Here is a 17,055-nt window from a genome sequence, read left to right as displayed (position 1 = left end):
TAGCGCAAGCGCGACCGCAGCTTACTTCGGCTGCGTCCCGCCCAGGTTCTTCTTGAAGAAGGACTCGATCAGCCCGTACACGTGGCGCTGGTTCACGCGTCCCGAGATGCCGTGCTTGGCGCCCGGGTAGGTCATCAGCTCGAACTGCACGTTGCGCTTCACCAGTTCGTCGATCAGGCGGGTCGTATTGGTGAACAGCACATTGTCGTCAGCCATGCCGTGGATCAGCAGCAGCGGCGACTTCAGTCCGTCCAGGTGGGCGAACACGCCGCTGCGTTTGTAGGCTTCCGGATCGCCCTTGGGCGTGCCGCCCACGAACTGCTCTGTGTAGTGGGTGTCGTAGAGCGCCCAGTCGGTCACCGGTGCAACCGACACGCCCATCGCAATCTTGTCGGACGCCGCGGCCAGCAGGCGCAGGGTCATGAAGCCGCCATAGCTCCAGCCGAACACGCCCACGCGCTTCGGATCGACATAGCTCTGCTGGCCCAGCCACTCGACGCCGGTAAGCTGGTCCTCGACTTCGTGCTTGCCCAGGTTGTTGTAGATGACGTCGGTGAACTGGCGCTCGCGGCGGCTCGAGCCGCGGTTGTCGAGGCGGAAGACCACGAAGCCCTGCTGGGCCATGTACTGGTCAAAGTAATTGCCCCAGGTGCGGGTGACGCGCTGCGAGTGCGGGCCGCCGTAGGTGAACAGGAACACCGGATAGCGCTTGTTCGGATCGAAGTTGGCCGGCTTGATCAGCGAGTAGTGCAGGGTCTGGCCATCCTTGGCCTTAATGGTGCCGAATTCCGTCGGCAGGTGATCCGGCAGATACTTGGCGTAAGGATGGTTGCCGTTCAGCTCGTTCTTTTCCAGCCACTCGACCATCGAGCCGTCGGCGCGGCGGATCGACACCTGCGGCGGGGTGCGCGGGTTGGAATAGGTGTCGACGAAGATCTTGCCGTTGCCCGCGAACGCGGCTTCGTGCCAGCCGTCGCCGCTGGTGATGCGCGCAGGCTTGTCGGCATTGCTGCCGTCCAGGTTCAGCGCATAGGTCTGCTTGTCGGTCACGGCGTCGCGGTTCGACGAGATGTACACCTTGCCGGCGGTCTCGTCCACGGCGAGCACGTTGTCCACCCCCCATTCGCCCTTCGAGATCGGGTGCATCAGCTTGCCGTCCAGGCCGTAGAGGTAGAGGTGGTTGCGGCCGCTGCGCTCGGAAGCCCAGATGAAGGCATTGCCCTTCTTGAGGAAGCGCAGGTCGTTGTGGATGCTGACCCAGGTCTTGGAGGTTTCGGTGAACAGCGGGCGCTGGGCCAGGGTGGCGACGTCCACCGCCACCAGGTCGAGGCGCTTCTGGTCGCGCGACTGGCGCTGGTAGACCAGGGTCTTGGCGTCGGCGCTGAAATCGGCGCGCACCAGGTAGATGTCCTTCTCGGCGCCGAGGTCGATCTTGCGCCGCTCGCCGGTGGCCGGGTTGACGATCATCAGGTCGATCAGCACGTTCGGATCGCCCGCCGCCGGGTAGTGCTGGTCGATCACTTCGGTGCGGTCGGCGAAGATCTCGAAGCGGCGCACCACCGGCACCGGCGCTTCGTCATAGCGGCGGTAGGCGATGTACGAATCGTCCGGCGCCCAGTAGTAGCCGGTGTGCTGGTCCATTTCTTCCTGGGCCACGAACTCGGCTTCGCCGTTGTGGATGGTGCCCTTGCCGTCGGTGGTCAGGGCGCGCTCGGCGCCGGTGGCCAGGTCGATCACGACCAGGTTCTGGTTGCGCACGAAGGAGACGTAGCGGCCCTTGGGCGAGATCTTCGGATCGATCACGTTGCCCGAGGCGACCTTGCGCGCCGCTTCCGGCTTTGCGGCGTCGACCAGGTAGAGGTCGCCGCCGATGGGCACCAGCAGCTGGCGGCCGTCCGGCGACCAGAAATAGTTCAGGATGCCCGACAGGCCGGCCGTGCGCGCGCGTTCGCGGCGCGCCTTTTCCTCGAGCGACAGTTCCTCGTTCGGCACCAGGCGCTTGGAATCGACCAGCAGCTGGGTCTTCTTGTTCCTGGTGTTGTATTCCCACAGGTCCAGCTGGTACTGGTTGTCGCTGCGGCCGCGCAGGAAGGTCACGCGCTCGCCGTCGGGCGAGACGCGCAGGGTGCGCACGCCGGGGCCGGCCAATGCCGGTTCGCCGTAGATGCGGTCCAGCGTCAGGCGCTCGGCCGAAGCAGGTGCGGCCGCGAGGGCGGCCAGGAGAAGAAGGAGAGGGCGCATGGTGGTCTCTTGGATCTTGGAATTTAATGAACAACTGCAACGGGCGGAACGATACCAGAGTCAGCCATGGAAAGCTGTAAATATGTATCTCGGTTCGCCCCAGGTTGGCCCTCGGCGCGCCCTCGGCGCGCCCTCGGCCCGGCCTTCAGGCGCCCGCGCCCTCGCGGATTTTCTGGCGCGCCAGTTTCTCGAAAGACCAGGTCAGCAGCACCGCCGCCACGGTCAGTCCCAGCACCAGGCCGATCCAGAAACCGGTGGATGCCATCGGCGCTTCCGGCACCCAGGGGAACCACTGCGGGGCCAGCCCCAGGATGCAGCCGACCGGCAGCGACACGCCCCAGAAGGCCAGCAGCTGGATGATCATCGGCGGGCGCGTCACCTGGTAGCCGCGGATCGCCGAGGCGGTGGCGACCTGGGTCGCGTCCGAGAGCTGGAACAGGGCGGCGAACAGCAGCAGGTGGGCGGTGGCGGCCTGCACCGCCGGGTCGGAGGTGTAGGCGGCCGCGATCTCCCAGCGGAAGATAGCGATGAACAGGGCCGACACCGCGCCGAAGGCGACCGACATGCCGACCCCGACCCAGCCGACGAAGCGGGCGCGCTGCGGATTGCCTTCGCCCATGGCCTGGCCGACCCGGGTCAGCATGCCGATCGCGAAACTGAGCGGCACCATGAACACCAGCGAGGCGAAGTTGAGCGCCACCTGGTGCGAGGACACCTGCACCACGCCGAAGCGCGCCACGAGCAGGCTGATCAGGCCGAAGGCGCTGACCTCGGCGAAATAGGTGACGCCGATCGGCAGGCCCAGGCGCAGCATGGCGCCGATGGTCTTGCCCTCCGGGCCTTCCCCGCGGTCGAAGGGATAGGTCAGGCGGTAGGCGGGCGCGACGCGGATCCACCACACCATGGCGCCCAGCATCAGCCACATGCCGCTGGCGGTCGAGACCGCGCAGCCGACCGCGCCCAGGCGCGGGAAGCCCAGGTTGCCGAACACCAGCAGCCAGTTCATGATCACGTTGTAGACCAGGCCGAAGATGGCGATCCACATGATCGGCAGGGTCTGGTTGATGCTGGTGGTGTAGCCGTACAGTGCGCGGTAGCAGGCGAAGGCCGGCATGCCGAGGCTGATCACGTGCAGGAACAGCGCGGCGCGGTCGGCCACGGCGGCGTCCAGCCCGACGTGGTCGAACAGCAGGGTGCACAGGTTGGCGAACAGGCAGGCGACCACGCCTACCAGCAGGCCCTTCCACAGCGACTGGCGCACCGAGTGCGGCACTGCGTCGTGGCGCGCCGCGCCGATCTCGTGGGCCACCACGGTATTGATCGACATCATCGTGCCCATCACGGTGACGAGCACGATGGACCACACCGAGGTGCCGAGCGAGACGGCGGCGAGCTCTTCGGCGCTGACGTGGCCGGTCATGGCGACGTCGGCCACGCCCATGCCCACGGTCGCGAGCTGGCCGACCAGCATTGGCCAGGACAGGCGCCACAGGGTGGCGATCTCGGAGCGGACGGGGGAGTGCGGTGCGGCGCTGGCAGTGGCGGTCATGGCGGTTCGGGTGCGACGGAAAGCCGTCCATTTTACTGTCTTCTTGATAAGTTTGGACGAGACCGCCTACTTGCGTATTGAAAACGGGCCCTTCGTCCATACATAAGCTTTCGTCAACAGTGCAGCGTAATCCGGGAGCAAGCTCGTGGAATACAAGGACTATTACCAGGCGCTCGGCCTCGAGCGCGGCGCATCGGCGGAGGACATCAAGAAGGCCTACCGCAAGCTGGTCCGCAAGTACCACCCGGACGTGAGCAAGGAACCGGACGCCGACAAGCGCACCAAGGAGCTGAACGAGGCCTACGATGTGCTGGGCGACGCCGAGAAGCGCGCCGCCTACGACCAGCTCGGCCGCGAACACGCGGCCGGCGAGCAGTTCCGCCCGCCGCCCGACTGGAGCGAGCGCTTCGACTTCGGCGGCAATGGCGAAGACATCTTCGCCGACCTGTTCGCCCACATGGGGCGCGGCCGGCAGGCCCGGCGCGGCGGCTTCCAGATGCGCGGCGAGGACATCCACGCCGCCATCAACATCGACCTGCGCGACGCCTACCAGGGTGGCAGCCGCACCCTGAGCCTGCGCGTGCCCGAGCAGGACGCCCAGGGCAGGGTGACGATGCGCGAGAAGACCCTCAACGTCACGATTCCGAAAGGCGTGACCCCGGGCCAGCAGCTGCGCCTGTCCGGGCAGGGCCATCCGGGCGTCGGCGGCGGCCCGCCGGGCGACCTGTACCTGGAAATCCAGTTCAATCCCGACCCACGCTACCGCGTCGAGGGCGCCGACGTCTACCAGGACCTGCCGGTCGCGCCCTGGGAAGCGGCGCTGGGCGCGAGCGTGTCGGTGCAGACCCCGTCGGGCTCGGTCGAGGTCACGGTGCCGCCCAACTCCCAGAGCGGGCGCAAGCTGCGCCTGAAGGGCCGCGGCATTCCGTCCGCCAAGCCGGGCGACCTCTACCTGATCCTGAACGTGGTGCTGCCGCCGGCCGACAACGAGCGGGCGCGCGCGCTCTACCAGCAGATGGCGCGCGAACTGAACTTCAATCCGCGTAGTGCATGAGGAGCGAGGACGTATGCGAATCGAACAATCCGTGAGCGGTGTGCTGCTCGACGAGATGGCACTCAGCCTGGATGAGCTGGCGCGCGCCTGCGACGTCGAGCCGGACTGGGTGGTGCGCCATGTGCAGGCCGGCGTGCTGGGCGACGTGAGCGTGGAAGTGAGCGGCTGGCGTTTCCGCAGCCGCGACCTGACGCGGGCGCGCGGCCTGCTGCAACTGGAGCGCCATTTCGACGCCAACGAGCAACTGGCGGCGCTGGTGATCGACATGGCGGACGAACTGCGGCGCCTGCGCGCGCGCCTGCACGTGCTCGGCATCCGCGCCTGAAGGGCAGGGCAAGACGATCCATTGCGCCAGCGCAATGCTTTCCTCCGTGATCTGCACGACTGTAAAGTGTCAGCACGGAGGAAGCCGCGATGGAAGAGCTCTTGCCTTACTACGAGCGCGAACTCGTCTACCTGCACACGGTCGGGCGCGAACTTGCCCAGCAATATCCGAAGCTTGCCGCCGGCCTCGGCCTGGGCGCCGAAGGCAGCGAAGACCCGCACGTGCGGCGCCTGATCCAGGCCTGCGCCCTGCTCAACGCGCGCACCGCCAAGAAGCTGGACGATGACTATCCCGAACTGACCGAAGCCCTGTTGGGCAGCCTGTATCCGCATTTCCTGCACGGCCTGCCGGCCTGTTCGATCGTCCGCGTCGACGCCGGCGGCGACCCGGCCGGCCGCCTTCACAAGCCCGAGCACGTGCACGTGGTGCCGCGCGGGACCGAGATGACTGCGCTGCACGCCAAGGGCACGCCCTGCCGCTTCCGCACCACCAGCCCGCTGGCGATCGCCCCCGTGACGGTGACGCGCGCCTGGTTCGACGCCAGCGTGCACGCGCCGCCGCGCCTGCGGCTGCCGCCGCGGTCCGGCGCCCGCATCGGCATCGCCATCGACAGCGCCATGCCGGCACGTCTGCTGCGCCAGCTCGGCCTGCCGCGCCTGCGGCTGCACGTGGACGGCGACAGCCTGCTGTGCTCGGCGCTGATCGATGCGCTCTTCATGCACACCGCCGCGGTGTATGTCGAGGCCGAGGGCATGGAGTCCTGGCGCCGGGTGGAGCGCAATCCGCTGTCGCTGGGCGGCATGGACGAGGAAGAATCGCTGGTGCCGGCCCAGCCGCATAGCCACCCGGCCTACCGCCTGCTGGGCGAGTACTTCGCCTTCCCGGAAAAATTCCATTTCATCGACCTCGACCTGGGCGCACTGGCCCCGCTGCTGCCGGCCGGCGCGCGCCGCTTCACCCTGCACGTGGTGCTGGCCGGCATGCATGCGGACGCCGACAGCGCGCGCATCCTGCGTTCGCTGGGCCGCGACAATCTGCTGCCCGGCTGCGCGCCGGTGGTCAACCTGTTCCAGCAGCCGGCCTCGCCGGTGCGCATCACCCACCGCGCCAGCATGTACGACGTGGTGCCCAGCAAGCACGAGGAAGGCATCGAGGTCTACAGCATCGACAGCGTGCAGGTGCTGCGCACCGAGAACGGCAGGGTGCACGGGGTCGAGTACCGGCCGTATTACGGATTGCGGCACGGCGAGGGCGGCGGACGCAGCCAGCGCTACTGGTTCGCGCGGCGCGACGACCGCGGCGACCAGCGCCACCGCATGAAGATCGCGTTCACGGACGACGATTTCTCGCTCGCCGGCGACGAGGCCAGCGTGGCCTCGATCGGCCTGACCTGCACCAACGGCCAGCAGGCCTGCGCGGTCGGCTTCGGCGCGCCCGACGGCGACCTGATGAGCGAGACCGCCACCGGCGGCCTGCCGCTGCGCCTGTTGCGCCGGCCGACGCCGCCGCTGCGCTTCGCCAGCCGTGGCGGCACCCACTGGCGCCTGGTGACCCAGCTTGCCCTCAACCACCGTTCGCTGGCCGATCTCGACGCCTTCCGCGAGACCCTGTCCCTGTACGACCTGGCGCGCAGCAGCGCCACCCAGCGCCAGATCGCCGGCGTGACCGGCATGCGGGCCAGGCCCGCCACCGCCTGGCTGCGCAACCGCTGGGGCACCCATCTCGTGCACGGCACCGAGCTGAGCATGACCATCGACGAGGAGGCCTTCGCCGGCAGCAGCATCGCCGTCTTCGGCCAGGTGATGAGCCGTTTCTTCGGTCTCTACGTCCACGTCAACAGCTTCACGCGGCTGGTGATCGTCTCCGGCCAGAGCGACACGGAACTGCTGCGATGCGAAGCCCGCAACGGCGACCTCGGCCTGGTGTGATCGAACGGCTGCTGCGCACGCCGCAGCGGGTCGAATTCTTCCAGGCCGTGCGCCTGCTGCTGCGCTGGCTCGCCTGCGAGGGCATCGCGCCGGACGAAGCCTTGACGCGCGTGCTCCGCTTCGGCAACAGCCTGACGCTCGGCTTTCCGGCCGGCGAGATCGAAGCCATCGAGCGGCACGACGGCGGGCACCGGGAAAGGCTGGACGTGAGGCCGCTGGTCATGGGGCTGCTGGGGGTGACGGGCACGCTGCCGCTGCACTACACCGAGCGCATCGCCGCCTGGGAGCAGGAAACCCACGACGCCAGCGCGCGCGCCTTCTTCGACCTGTTTTCTGGCCGCCAGGTGGCGCTTTTCTACCGCGCCTGGTGCAAGTACCGGGTCGGGCTGTCGACGGAGGACGGACGCGACCGCCTGCTGCCGCTGCTGCTGGCGCTGGGCGGGACCGGCGTGAGCTTGTCTCCCGGCGTGAGGGCGAGCTTGCCGCCCTGGTCACTGGCGCGCTACGCGGCCCAGTTGCGCAGCCGCGTTGTGCCGGGCAGCATGATCGCCGGCGTGCTGGGCGACTACCTGCGGGTGCCGGTGCGGGTGCTGCAGTTCACCGGGCGCTGGGACGTGCTGGAAACCGGGCAGCGCACCCACCTGGCAGTCGGCAATTGCCTGCTCGGCGAAGGCGCCACGGTCGGCGCGCGCCTGCTGCGGCCCGAGCTCGGCATACGTGTCCGCCTGGGACCGCTCTCCGCCCGCGAATTCGACAGCTTCCTGCCGGGCGCGCGCGGTGCGCGCGTGGTGGCGGCGCTGCTCGACCGTTTCGCGATCGACATCCCCTACCGCGAGCTGCAGGTAGTCCTGCGGCGCGACGACGTCGAGGGCGCGCGCCTCGACGGCCGGATCCGGCTCGGGCTGGACGGTTTCCTGTGCACGCAGGCGGACCGGCGCGACCGCGACGACGTCTGCTATCTGCTCGACTGAAACGCCTCCCTGCCTGCGCCGGGTCGTGTCATGCGCGCGACGCGGCCGGAAGCGGAGACCTACAATCGTCCTGAACAAGCTACGAACGATGGAGGAGGCCATATGTCAGGCGATGTTGTAGAGCTGGGCAGCGAGCAGGACCTGAAGGGGCGCCGCGTGGCGGTCTTGATGACCGATGGCGTCGAGCAGGTCGAATACACGGAGCCGCGCAAGTTCCTCGAGCAGCTCGGTGTGAAGGTGACCCTGGTCTCGCCCAAGCCGGCTGGCGAGGAAGTGCAGGGCTACCACCATGACGAACCGGGCGACCGCTTCCGGGTCGAGATGAACCTGAGCGAGGCGGACCCGCGCGACTTCGACGCGCTGCTGCTGCCGGGCGGCGAGCGCAATCCGGCGCAGTTGCGCAAGAACCCGGAGGCAATCGCCTTCGTCAAAACCTTCGACGAGCAGGACAAGCCGATCGCCGCCATCTGCCACGGCCCCTGGCTGCTGATCGACGCCGGCCTCGCGATGGCGCGGCACCTGACCAGCTGGCCCGCGATCCAGGACGACTTCAGGAAGGCGGGGGCGGAGTGGACGGACGAGGAGGTGGTGGTCGACATCAAGCTGATCACGAGCCGCTCGCCGGATGATATTCCGGCCTTCAATGACGCGCTGAAGAAGGAGTTGATTGTGATCCAGAAGGCGGGGTCGGATCCGGGACCGACGTCGTAAGCAGTTGCGCGGTCGTCGCCGACACTTCCATTGAAATCGTCCGGCGAATCCGGTGCATGGTTTCTTGCGTGAGAGGCGCACCTGGAACCACGCCGGACTCGACTTGCTTCTCAGTCTGCCTTGTCGAGATCGCCGACTTCGATAGCGAGAATCAACTCGGCAAGTTTCTCTTTCAAGCTCGACTCATGCAGATGGCGGCGCGGATTGCCGCACATCCAGCAACTGCAGACCGGGACCGTGTTTGCATAAAGGCCGATCCGGCGCAGCCGCTCCGCGTCCGGCAATTGGCGAACATAGCCACCCGCGTAGTCAGCCCGCTTTTTCTTGACGCGTTCGAGATGATGACGGCGCAGCGCGCGTTGACGGTTTTTCTCCATTGAGGTTCTCCCTGTTGGGCGGTGGCCACCATGGCCCCGCTATCGGGAAGAACCTTTCGTTGGGAACGCTGACTTTGCTCATGACTATCTCCTGCTGCGGCTGCACCGGCGCATCTTGGTACTGATGGACGCGCAGAGTGTAGCCGTTACCTGAGAAGCTTGAGGTGACTGCCGTCACCTGGGCCCTGCTGAGCGTGATGCGTTAGCGGAGATGGTCCCACAGGGTCAGCGCACCGACGGCGATCAGGACGACACCGCCGAAGACCTCGGCCCGCTTGCCGACGATGGCGCCGATCCGGTGCCCGATCAGCAGGCCCAGCGTGACCATCGACAGCGTCGCCACCCCGATCGCCACGGCCGGCGTGACGATGCTGGTGTCGGCGAAGGCCAGCCCGAAGCCGACCACGAGCGCATCGATGCTGGTCGCAAATCCGGTCAGCACCAGCAGCCAGAACGGGCGCCGGGCCAGTTCCTGCGCTTCTTCCGGCTCCCCCATCCCCGCATGAATCATGCGCAGGCCCAGGCCGCCGAGGAGCGCGAAGGCGATCCAGTGATCCCAGGCCGCGACATGAGAGGCCGCCATGCTGCCCAGCATCCAGCCGATCACCGGCGTGAAGCCTTCGATGACGCCGAACAGCAGGCCGGTGCGCAGCGCTTCGCTCAGGGGGATGTGGTTGCGGCGGGCGCCCATGGCGATGGCGACGGCGAAGGCGTCGGTCGACATGGCGAGACCCAGGATGAGGATGGCGGTGAGTGTCATGACTGCTTTCTGGTCGGGCACGAGCAAAGGCATGTGCGCGTGGCCCGATCGTCACGCTCACATGCCCATGGTCTTGCCAACCGGATGGCTTTCGCACCATGACGCGCGGAAGGACAAAGGCGTCAAGTATGTTGATGCGAAAACTTCCATAACGGAAGCAGGCTACTCCCCAAGGGGTGCCACATGGTAACGCAGCTGGAATGGTTGAGCAAGGCGTCAGTTAGGGCGCGTACAGCCGGGTCTTATGGAACCGGCAAGCGTGGAGCGCCGTCACGGCGCAAACCGTCCCGGGAAAAGGAAGATGCAGATCAGGATCAGGCCGTGCGATACAAGATAGATCAGGTAGCACCACTTGATCAGCCGCCGTGCTCTCGCCGCGTAGGTCAGCGCACATCCGAGCATGAAAGCGGGCGCGGCGATGGGTTGTGCGCTGGCATAGCCGAACACGGCCGCGAAATTCACCCGCCCGGTGAAGGACAAGTCGGCGAGGACGATCACAAAAGCCAATACCTGCATCCCCGTGCTGAGAAACAGCATCGGGATACCGAGCGCACGTCCGACAGCCGCCATCCTCATTTCAGTCCGTGACGCACCATGAGGCGCGCTAGTTCGCGTCGCCGCAGCGCGCCGTTCGAGGATGAGCTGGCGAAATAGAAATGACCCCAGCCGTCTCCGGTATCGAGGGTCTTCAGCATTTGCGCCCCCAGTTGCAGCGAAGAGGCGTACAGCCGCAGCTTGCCGATCCCCGCATAGATGGGATCGCCATATTCGGCGAGATCGCGTATCACGATGCGCCTGATGTTGATCTGCTTGCCCAGGTCCTCGAGGAAGCGCTTGTCGATGGGACTTCCTACCAATACCAGATGGTCCACGATGTGGCCGAGCGCGGCGTAGTAATAGGCGGTCTGTGCGGCGACCAGGCTGCCGTAGGAATAGCCGATCAGGTTGAACTGGGGCGATGGGTTGTCCATGCCATCGATGTGCCAGTCTTCGGCGACCGGGTTGTCGCGATAGCGGATGGAAAAGCCGGACCGGAGCGCGTCCACCGGCATCGAACAAGTCCGCACTCCCCGGTAGACGTGCTGGATACCGGCTTCCTGGAGGGCGGCCAACTGGTCCGCGATATACGGGCCGTCGAGACCGGCACCGCCCCAGTAAATCGTTCCCCTGGGTCTGTTCACTTCGACCGTTACCGGCGTGGTATTCGACTTCAGGCTCATTGCCGCCTTGACCGACAAATACGCTGCCGAAGCCGCGCTCATTCGATATCCCCGCAAAATCCCTCTGGCATGATTTCGATCGTGACTTCCGTGGGGTCGTCGGCAATCGCCCTGAGTGTCATTCCTTCGGAATCGGTTCTTCCCTCGATTGTCTTGCCGTTGAAGCGCATGCGGTAGAGACGATTGGCTAGCGGTTCTCCGGTTTGCTGATCGGTCAGGACGAAATGCTGGTCATATCCTTCGTCAGCCCGCCCATGCCATTGTCCCGCCTCGTCCTGGATGAAGCGGACCGGCACATCGGCGCCGCTCGATTGCCTGATCCCGTCGATGCCATTGAGCGTGGAGAGTAGGGGGCATCCGCCGCTGGTTTTCATGCCGTGAAGAACCCGCTTGTGTCCATTGGTGAGCGTCGACTGGCCATAGGCTTCTGCGATGACGCAATTGTTCGGACAATCCATGCGCGCGCCCTGGAATGCGTAGGGTTTGCCCATATTTCGGCAACGCACATCCCCCTCTGCAACAATGCCACCGCATGCGGCCAGGTCGCCCAGCCGAATCCAACCAATCGATTTCATCCCGGTCTCCAACGAGCATAAAGTCTCAATGTAGAGATCCGATGCGGCTGCGGCTTGGTGGATCACAAGCTGGCGACTGATGCGCTTTCTACAGGCGCAAAGTCAAGCCTGCTAACCCGGCAAGGCGTTTGCGATGGCGCGTTTGATCGCCGTATTGTCCACTCGGGAAATTCGTGTGAGTAAAAGAGAGGTATGTCCGGAAGCGATTACATGACCAATTGTCTCGTCGCCGAAAAGCGCGCCAGGAAACGGGCCAGCGCGTACGACAAGGCGAATACGATCAGCACATACGCAATTGACCATAACCAGTTTCCTCCGAGGATGGCATTGGCTGGTCTGAACAATTCCACAAAGATTATGTGCGCGGAATAGATGCCCAATACGAGCGGGCCGATCGCGGCGGCGCGCGCAAGATGCAGCCGGGGAGAATTTGAAAGGGCAATGATCGCAGCGCCGAGCCCGAACACGAAGGTGCTCAAGACGTAATCCTGGCTCATTGAAACGCCCCAGCCTTCGTGCAGTATCGCCAGTTCGACGAACTGCAACACGATGCCGGCCGATGCGATCCATAAACCCGTGCGCAAACGCGGCAGTGGCTTGCCGGTCCCGGCGAGCAGGACGCCCGTGACGAAGAAAATCAGCGAGAAAAAAGGGCCGTTGCGGAGATTGAAGCCGGTTTTGAAACCCAGGGGCGTGCCGCTGTAGGCCTTCCCGGCCAGCCCGAAGGCGAACAGCGCGATCCCCAGCGCAATCAGCAGCCCTCGCTGCCGCAGGCCGATCAGCAGCGCCGAGATCCCCAGGCTCCATAGCAGCGCCATGAGGAACCACAGATGCTGCTCGGTCCCCTGGAAAAAGACGGTCACCGGCCTGCCGAGCTGGGTGTGGATGCTCCGGCTCAGGTGGTCGAGAAATCCCGAAGGTCCGTCGGCGAAGACTTCGGCGAAGTCGAAGGGGATCAGGTAGATGAGGGACCAAACGACGAAGAGGAGGGCGATGCGCTTGCCCATGGCCAGGCTGGGCGCCCACACCGTGCGGGCGCTCTCGATCTTCTTGGCCCAGAAGTAGCCCGACAGGATGAAGAAGAGCGGGACGGCGAAGCGGGCCAGGCCGTTGACGATGGTGGCCAGGTCGACGGACTGTCCGATGGGGACCGAGGGCGGCGTGAATGGAATCGTGTGGATCGCGATCACGGCGATGATCGCGATCACGCGCATGACGTCGACACTCTGCAGTCGCTTCATCGGATGTCCCCGCCTCCTACACAGTCTTGCTGTTTTGATCAGGGCGCAGTGTACTCGACAATAAAAATCGGCAGCGCCATGCTCGGCGGGCGGGTGACGAGGCATAAAGATCAGCTGACGGCCCGGGGGCTTCCCTCCGGCGGTGACACCCAGAAGCGTTCCGGATGGAAGTCAGGCCATGGCGGGGCGATACAGGCGTCGCTCCCGTGCTGCCAGCAGAGACGCCCGCCTGAGCGCGCAGCATGCCAGGCAGCTTCCGGTCGCACTGGCGTCCGATTGTTGCCAAGATGGATCTGGACGCCGTCCGATGCCGCTGCAGGAAGAGTGGGCGCGAAAAAAAAGACCCGCTCGAGGCGGGTCTTCTGTCGGTCGTCAAGACCCGGTATTGGTTGGTGGAGGCGGCGGGAATTGAACCCGCGTCCGCAAGCACTCTACAGACAGTTCTACATACTTAGCACTATCAATTAATTTAACTTAGGCAACGGGGATGTGCACCCTTTGACTAAGCGAGTTACCTATTATTTAGGGAGTGACCAAGTAACCCGGCCAAACCCGAGCCCCTGTAAATGACTCCACGAACCTTGCGGTACACCCCAGGGGCGAGGTGGTGTGGAGCTAGCAGCAATTAAGCTGCGAGTGCGTACGAGTTATCGTTTGCAGTTATTGATTTCTGGATGTATTTACGAGGTAACCAGTCCTCGGTATGCCCTGCGCTGCTTTGCAACCCACGTCGAAACCAGGTCGCCCCCAGCGAGAGAACCATTGTACTCCAACCTGCATGGATGTACAGGGGTTTCGCTTAGCGCGCGCTTAAGCGAAAGCATGAGTTTCATCCACATCGGGTAGCACAATTGCAATATGATGAGCCTCGTCTTGACACATCAAGGGTGGTACATGGCATGCATTGTTTGCGGGGCGACACAAGTCGCCGGTCTCGCCCAGTGGCACCAGACCTGCCCGGGATGCCGCTATGAGAGCGCGATGCTGACTGGCGCCATCAATGGGCAGAACGGACTCGCACCCGACGAGGCGGAACGCGAACGCGGCCTGAAGGCTTTACGTCAGGAGAACTTCGAGGTCATCGTGCGCTACGCCATGCGCCATGCACGGCCCGGCGCGCGCCGCCTGCTCGATGTCGGCAGCGCCCACGGCTGGTTTCTGGAAATCGCCCGCAAGCAGTTCCAGGTGCTGGGCATCGAGCCCGACGAGGCGGTCGGCAAGCGCGCCGCCGCGCGCGGACTGCCCGTGCGAACCGGCTATTTCCCGGATGCGCTCGCCGACGGCGAGCGTTTCGACATCATCGTGTTCAACGACGTCATCGAGCATATCCCCGACATCCACAGCGCCTTGGCGTCCTGCCACGAGCGGCTGGACGAGGGCGGGATCCTGATCCTCAACATCCCGAGCAGCCGCGGCTTCTTCTACCGCCTGTCGAAGCTGCTTGCCCGCGTGGGCTGGCGCGCCCCCTTCGAGCGCCTGTGGCAAAAGGACTTGCCTTCGCCCCATGTCCACTATTTCAACCCGGGCAATCTGCGTCAACTGGTGGCAGGGCAGGGCTTCGAACTGGCCGATGCGACCGAGTTGCCGGCCTTGCGCGCCCAGGGCTTGCTGGAGCGGATGCGCTGCACCGGCGACATGGGGCCGGTCATGCTGTACGCGCAATACCTGGCGATCCTGTGCCTGATTCCGGTGCTGCGCATGTTCCCGAGCGACATCATCGTCGGCGTGTTCAGAAAAAAAGCCGCGGACTGAGTCCGCGGCTTTCGACATGCGGGGCTGCGCTTAGCGGTTGCGGTTGGCGATCTCGTTGCCGATGATGCCGCCGCCGATCACGCCGGCCACGGTCGCGATCTTCTTGCCGCTGCCGCCGCCGATCTGGTTGCCGATCAGGCCGCCGATCACGGCGCCGGTGCCGATGCCGACGTAGTTAGGCTGGGCCGGAGCGGGCGCCGGTTGCGGGTGGTAGCGCGGCTCTTCATAGCGAACCGGCTTCGGCGCGGCGTGCACCACGCGGGTCTTCTCGACCACCTTCACGACCGGCTTTTCCTTGATGATCACGGTCGGCTGCGGGGCGGGCTGCGGCTGGGCATAGGCCACCGGGGCCGCCTGCGGCTGGGCGTAGCCTGCCGGCACGGCCTGGGCTTGCGGGTAGGCGCCCATCGGCGCGGCGTTCAGCGGCATCGCCATCTGCGGCGCGACCGGTGCGCCCGGCAGGGCGCCGGGCTGCGCGCCGTACTGCGAGGCGGCGGCCATCGCGGCCAGCTGCGGGTTGGCCAGAGTCGGCTCAGGCGCGCTCTTCGAGGTCGGCAGCAGGCCGGTGATCGCGGCGGCGCCGGTCAGGCTGACGATGACCACCGATGCGGCAGCGGCTGCCATCAGCGGGTGGATGCGGTTGGTGCTCTGAGTCGTTTCCATGTTTTGCTCCCGTAAGACGTTGTGTTGTCGTGCAGGAGTAGATTAATGGCAGGCTGGACCCAGAGATAGACGATAGCCTGTATCAATCGTAAGGATGTGTAAGCGCGTCTCAGGCCACGCGCGCGCCCTGGCGCGCCGCCTCGGCCACCTGGCGCAGGGTCTCCAGCAGGTGCTGGGGGGTGTCCAGCAGATAGTCGGCGCCCCAGCTCGAGGGTTCGATGGCGCCGCAATAGCCCCAGCCGCAGGCCACCGTCACCATGCCGGCCGCGCGGCCGGCTTCGATGTCGCGCAGGTCGTCGCCCACGTACCAGCACTGTTCCGGTGCGATCCCCAGCCGGCGCGCGCCTTCCAGCAGCGGGGCAGGGTGGGGCTTGGGGTGGGGCGTGGTGTCGCCCGAGACGACGCAGCCGGCGTGCGCCAGGCCGATGTTCGGCACCAGCGGGTCAGTGAAGCGGGCCGGCTTGTTGGTGACGATGCCCCAGGCCATGCCGGCCTGCTCGATGCCGGCCAGCAGTTCCGGCACGCCCTCGAACAGCACCGTGTGCAGCCACATGGCCGACTGGTAGCGGTCGAACCACGCCAGGCGCAGCTCTTCGTAGCCCTCGTCGCCCGGCGCCAGGCCGAAAGCGGCGCCGATCATGCCTCGCGCGCCGGCCGAGGCGGTCGGGCGCAGGATGTCGTAGGGCGTCGGGTCCAGCCCGCGCTCGGTGCGCAGCCAGTTGACGGCCGCAGCCAGGTCGGGCGCCGTGTCGGCCAGCGTGCCGTCGAGATCGAACAGGATGGCACGCGGTGCCGGCAGAACGGTGGGGAAGCTCATGTCAGGGAATCAAAGGGGTTTGCTGCACGCGATCATGTAGTTCACGTCGGTGTCGTTGTTCAGCGAATAGATCTTGGTCAGCGGGTTGTAGGTCAGGCCCTTCATGCCGTCCACCTGCAGGCCGGCCTGGCGCGCGAACTGCGACAGCTCGGCCGGCGTGATGAACTTTCCGTAGTCGTGGGTGCCGCGCGGCAGCATGCGCAGGATGTACTCGGCGCCGATCACTGCGAACAGGTAGGACTTGGGATTGCGGTTCAGGGTCGAGAAGAACACGTGGCCGCCTGGCTTGACCAGGTCGGCGGCGGCCTGGACGATCGCGGCCGGGTCCGGCACGTGCTCGAGCATTTCCATGCAGGTCACCACGTCGAAATGGCCGGCTTCCTGGGCCGCCATCTCTTCGGCGGCGATCAGCTTGTAGCGCACCTCGACGCCGGATTCCAGGCTGTGCAGGTCGGCGACCTTCAGGGCCTTCTTGGACAGGTCGATGCCGGTCACCTTGGCGCCCTTGCGCGCCATGGCTTCGGACAGCACCCCGCCGCCGCAACCGATGTCGATCACGTTCTTGCCGGCCAGGGGCGCGCGCGCGTTGATCCACTCGAGGCGCAAGGGGTTGATCTCGTGCAGCGGACGGAACTCGGAAGTCGGGTCCCACCAGCGATGGGCCAGTTCGCTGAATTTCTGGATTTCTAAGGGGTCTGCGTTGGTCGTCGTCATAGCTGGGAATAATAGCGGAAATGGGTCGTGGGCAAGGGTTGCGCGTGGAAAAAAAGCCTTGCGGTGTTGCTGGGAAACTTGGATCCCCGCCTGCGCGGGGATGACGTTGTTGTAAGGAGCTGGTTTACAGCGGGTGCGGCTCCGGTGGCGCACGCTT

General features: G+C 65.7%; 17 protein-coding genes, 1 other RNA gene and 1 riboswitch. Of the genes, 6 read left to right on the top strand and 12 right to left on the bottom strand.

The genetic code is table 11. From position 1 onward, the window contains the following. Nucleotides 1-21 precede the first annotated feature (21 nt). Together B0920_RS11270 and B0920_RS11265 are read right to left on the bottom strand one after the other, a co-directional pair. A complete protein-coding gene (locus tag B0920_RS11270; RefSeq protein WP_078032584.1) occupies nucleotides 22-2,241 on the bottom strand; it encodes a S9 family peptidase in 2,220 nt (739 codons plus the stop codon). 145 nt (nucleotides 2,242-2,386) lie between these two features. After that, the gene (locus B0920_RS11265) at nucleotides 2,387-3,790 is read right to left on the bottom strand and encodes an MATE family efflux transporter (RefSeq protein ID WP_078032583.1); all 1,404 of its coding nucleotides are present in this window, start codon (nucleotides 3,788-3,790) and stop codon (nucleotides 2,387-2,389) included. Between the two features lie 145 nt (nucleotides 3,791-3,935). Between B0920_RS11265 and B0920_RS11260 the strand changes: the two genes are divergently transcribed. The 5 genes from B0920_RS11260 (at nucleotide 3,936) to B0920_RS11240 (ending at nucleotide 8,779) form a co-directional block, all read left to right on the top strand. Next, nucleotides 3,936-4,844: a DnaJ C-terminal domain-containing protein gene (locus tag B0920_RS11260; protein ID WP_078032582.1), complete on the top strand. Its 909-nt coding sequence runs from the start codon at nucleotides 3,936-3,938 to the stop codon at nucleotides 4,842-4,844. A gap of 13 nt (nucleotides 4,845-4,857) precedes the next feature. Then, nucleotides 4,858-5,169 carry a chaperone modulator CbpM gene (locus tag B0920_RS11255; protein WP_078032581.1) on the top strand — a complete coding sequence of 104 codons (312 nt, stop codon included), beginning with the start codon at nucleotides 4,858-4,860 and terminating at the stop codon, nucleotides 5,167-5,169. 89 nt (nucleotides 5,170-5,258) lie between these two features. Further along, nucleotides 5,259-7,097 (top strand): type VI secretion system baseplate subunit TssF, encoded by a 1,839-nt coding sequence (gene tssF / locus B0920_RS11250; RefSeq protein ID WP_078032580.1) that lies wholly within the window; start codon nucleotides 5,259-5,261, stop codon nucleotides 7,095-7,097. Next, nucleotides 7,094-8,068, top strand: coding sequence for a type VI secretion system baseplate subunit TssG (gene tssG, locus B0920_RS11245; RefSeq protein WP_229455377.1), 975 nt, complete (start codon nucleotides 7,094-7,096; stop codon nucleotides 8,066-8,068). The genes tssF and tssG overlap by 4 nt, the downstream gene beginning before the upstream one ends. Before the next feature lie 102 nt (nucleotides 8,069-8,170). After that, entirely contained in the window at nucleotides 8,171-8,779 is a 609-nt protein-coding gene (locus B0920_RS11240; RefSeq protein ID WP_078032578.1) for a type 1 glutamine amidotransferase domain-containing protein, read from the top strand. 110 nt (nucleotides 8,780-8,889) lie between these two features. On the opposite strand, the gene B0920_RS25585 is transcribed toward B0920_RS11240, so the two are convergent. The 7 genes from B0920_RS25585 to ssrA all read right to left on the bottom strand — a co-directional run bounded on the left by B0920_RS25585 (nucleotide 8,890) and on the right by ssrA (nucleotide 13,701). Then, nucleotides 8,890-9,156, bottom strand: coding sequence for a hypothetical protein (locus B0920_RS25585; RefSeq protein WP_143745709.1), 267 nt, complete (start codon nucleotides 9,154-9,156; stop codon nucleotides 8,890-8,892). Nucleotides 9,157-9,358: 202 nt separating this feature from the next. After that, nucleotides 9,359-9,916 carry a manganese efflux pump MntP family protein gene (locus B0920_RS11230; RefSeq protein WP_078032576.1) on the bottom strand — a complete coding sequence of 186 codons (558 nt, stop codon included), beginning with the start codon at nucleotides 9,914-9,916 and terminating at the stop codon, nucleotides 9,359-9,361. A gap of 19 nt (nucleotides 9,917-9,935) precedes the next feature. Next, nucleotides 9,936-10,093, bottom strand: a riboswitch (yybP-ykoY riboswitch). A 93-nt stretch (nucleotides 10,094-10,186) separates the two neighbouring features. Continuing rightward, complete coding sequence (locus B0920_RS11225; protein WP_078032575.1) at nucleotides 10,187-10,486, bottom strand: hypothetical protein; 300 nt, start codon at nucleotides 10,484-10,486, stop codon at nucleotides 10,187-10,189. A gap of 2 nt (nucleotides 10,487-10,488) precedes the next feature. Then, nucleotides 10,489-11,178 (bottom strand): alpha/beta hydrolase, encoded by a 690-nt coding sequence (locus tag B0920_RS11220; protein ID WP_078032574.1) that lies wholly within the window; start codon nucleotides 11,176-11,178, stop codon nucleotides 10,489-10,491. Further along, nucleotides 11,175-11,711 carry a PAAR domain-containing protein gene (locus B0920_RS11215; RefSeq protein WP_143745708.1) on the bottom strand — a complete coding sequence of 179 codons (537 nt, stop codon included), beginning with the start codon at nucleotides 11,709-11,711 and terminating at the stop codon, nucleotides 11,175-11,177. The genes B0920_RS11220 and B0920_RS11215 overlap by 4 nt, the downstream gene beginning before the upstream one ends. 206 nt (nucleotides 11,712-11,917) lie before the next feature. Beyond that, nucleotides 11,918-12,952 carry an acyltransferase gene (locus tag B0920_RS11210; RefSeq protein WP_179119140.1) on the bottom strand — a complete coding sequence of 345 codons (1,035 nt, stop codon included), beginning with the start codon at nucleotides 12,950-12,952 and terminating at the stop codon, nucleotides 11,918-11,920. Nucleotides 12,953-13,342: 390 nt separating this feature from the next. Then, nucleotides 13,343-13,701, bottom strand: a transfer-messenger RNA (tmRNA) gene (ssrA, locus tag B0920_RS11205). Between the two features lie 232 nt (nucleotides 13,702-13,933). Between ssrA and B0920_RS11200 the strand changes: the two genes are divergently transcribed. Next, nucleotides 13,934-14,704, top strand: coding sequence for a bifunctional 2-polyprenyl-6-hydroxyphenol methylase/3-demethylubiquinol 3-O-methyltransferase UbiG (locus tag B0920_RS11200; RefSeq protein ID WP_229455365.1), 771 nt, complete (start codon nucleotides 13,934-13,936; stop codon nucleotides 14,702-14,704). A 30-nt stretch (nucleotides 14,705-14,734) separates the two neighbouring features. Here the strand turns inward: B0920_RS11200 and B0920_RS11195 are convergent, their stop codons facing one another. From B0920_RS11195 to ubiG, 3 genes are all read right to left on the bottom strand, one after another. Continuing rightward, the gene (locus tag B0920_RS11195) at nucleotides 14,735-15,367 is read right to left on the bottom strand and encodes a glycine zipper 2TM domain-containing protein (protein WP_078032571.1); all 633 of its coding nucleotides are present in this window, start codon (nucleotides 15,365-15,367) and stop codon (nucleotides 14,735-14,737) included. 109 nt (nucleotides 15,368-15,476) lie between these two features. Then, nucleotides 15,477-16,184: an HAD family hydrolase gene (locus B0920_RS11190; protein WP_078032570.1), complete on the bottom strand. Its 708-nt coding sequence runs from the start codon at nucleotides 16,182-16,184 to the stop codon at nucleotides 15,477-15,479. A 9-nt stretch (nucleotides 16,185-16,193) separates the two neighbouring features. Further along, nucleotides 16,194-16,898, bottom strand: a complete 705-nt coding sequence (gene ubiG / locus B0920_RS11185; RefSeq protein ID WP_078032569.1) for a bifunctional 2-polyprenyl-6-hydroxyphenol methylase/3-demethylubiquinol 3-O-methyltransferase UbiG — start codon at nucleotides 16,896-16,898, stop codon at nucleotides 16,194-16,196. Nucleotides 16,899-17,055: the final 157 nt, after the last annotated feature.

Source organism: Massilia sp. KIM (assembly GCF_002007115.1).
GTDB lineage: Bacteria > Pseudomonadota > Gammaproteobacteria > Burkholderiales > Burkholderiaceae_D > Telluria.
Note: the sequence above shows the minus strand (reverse complement) of the source record. Positions and strands in the feature narration are given on the sequence as shown.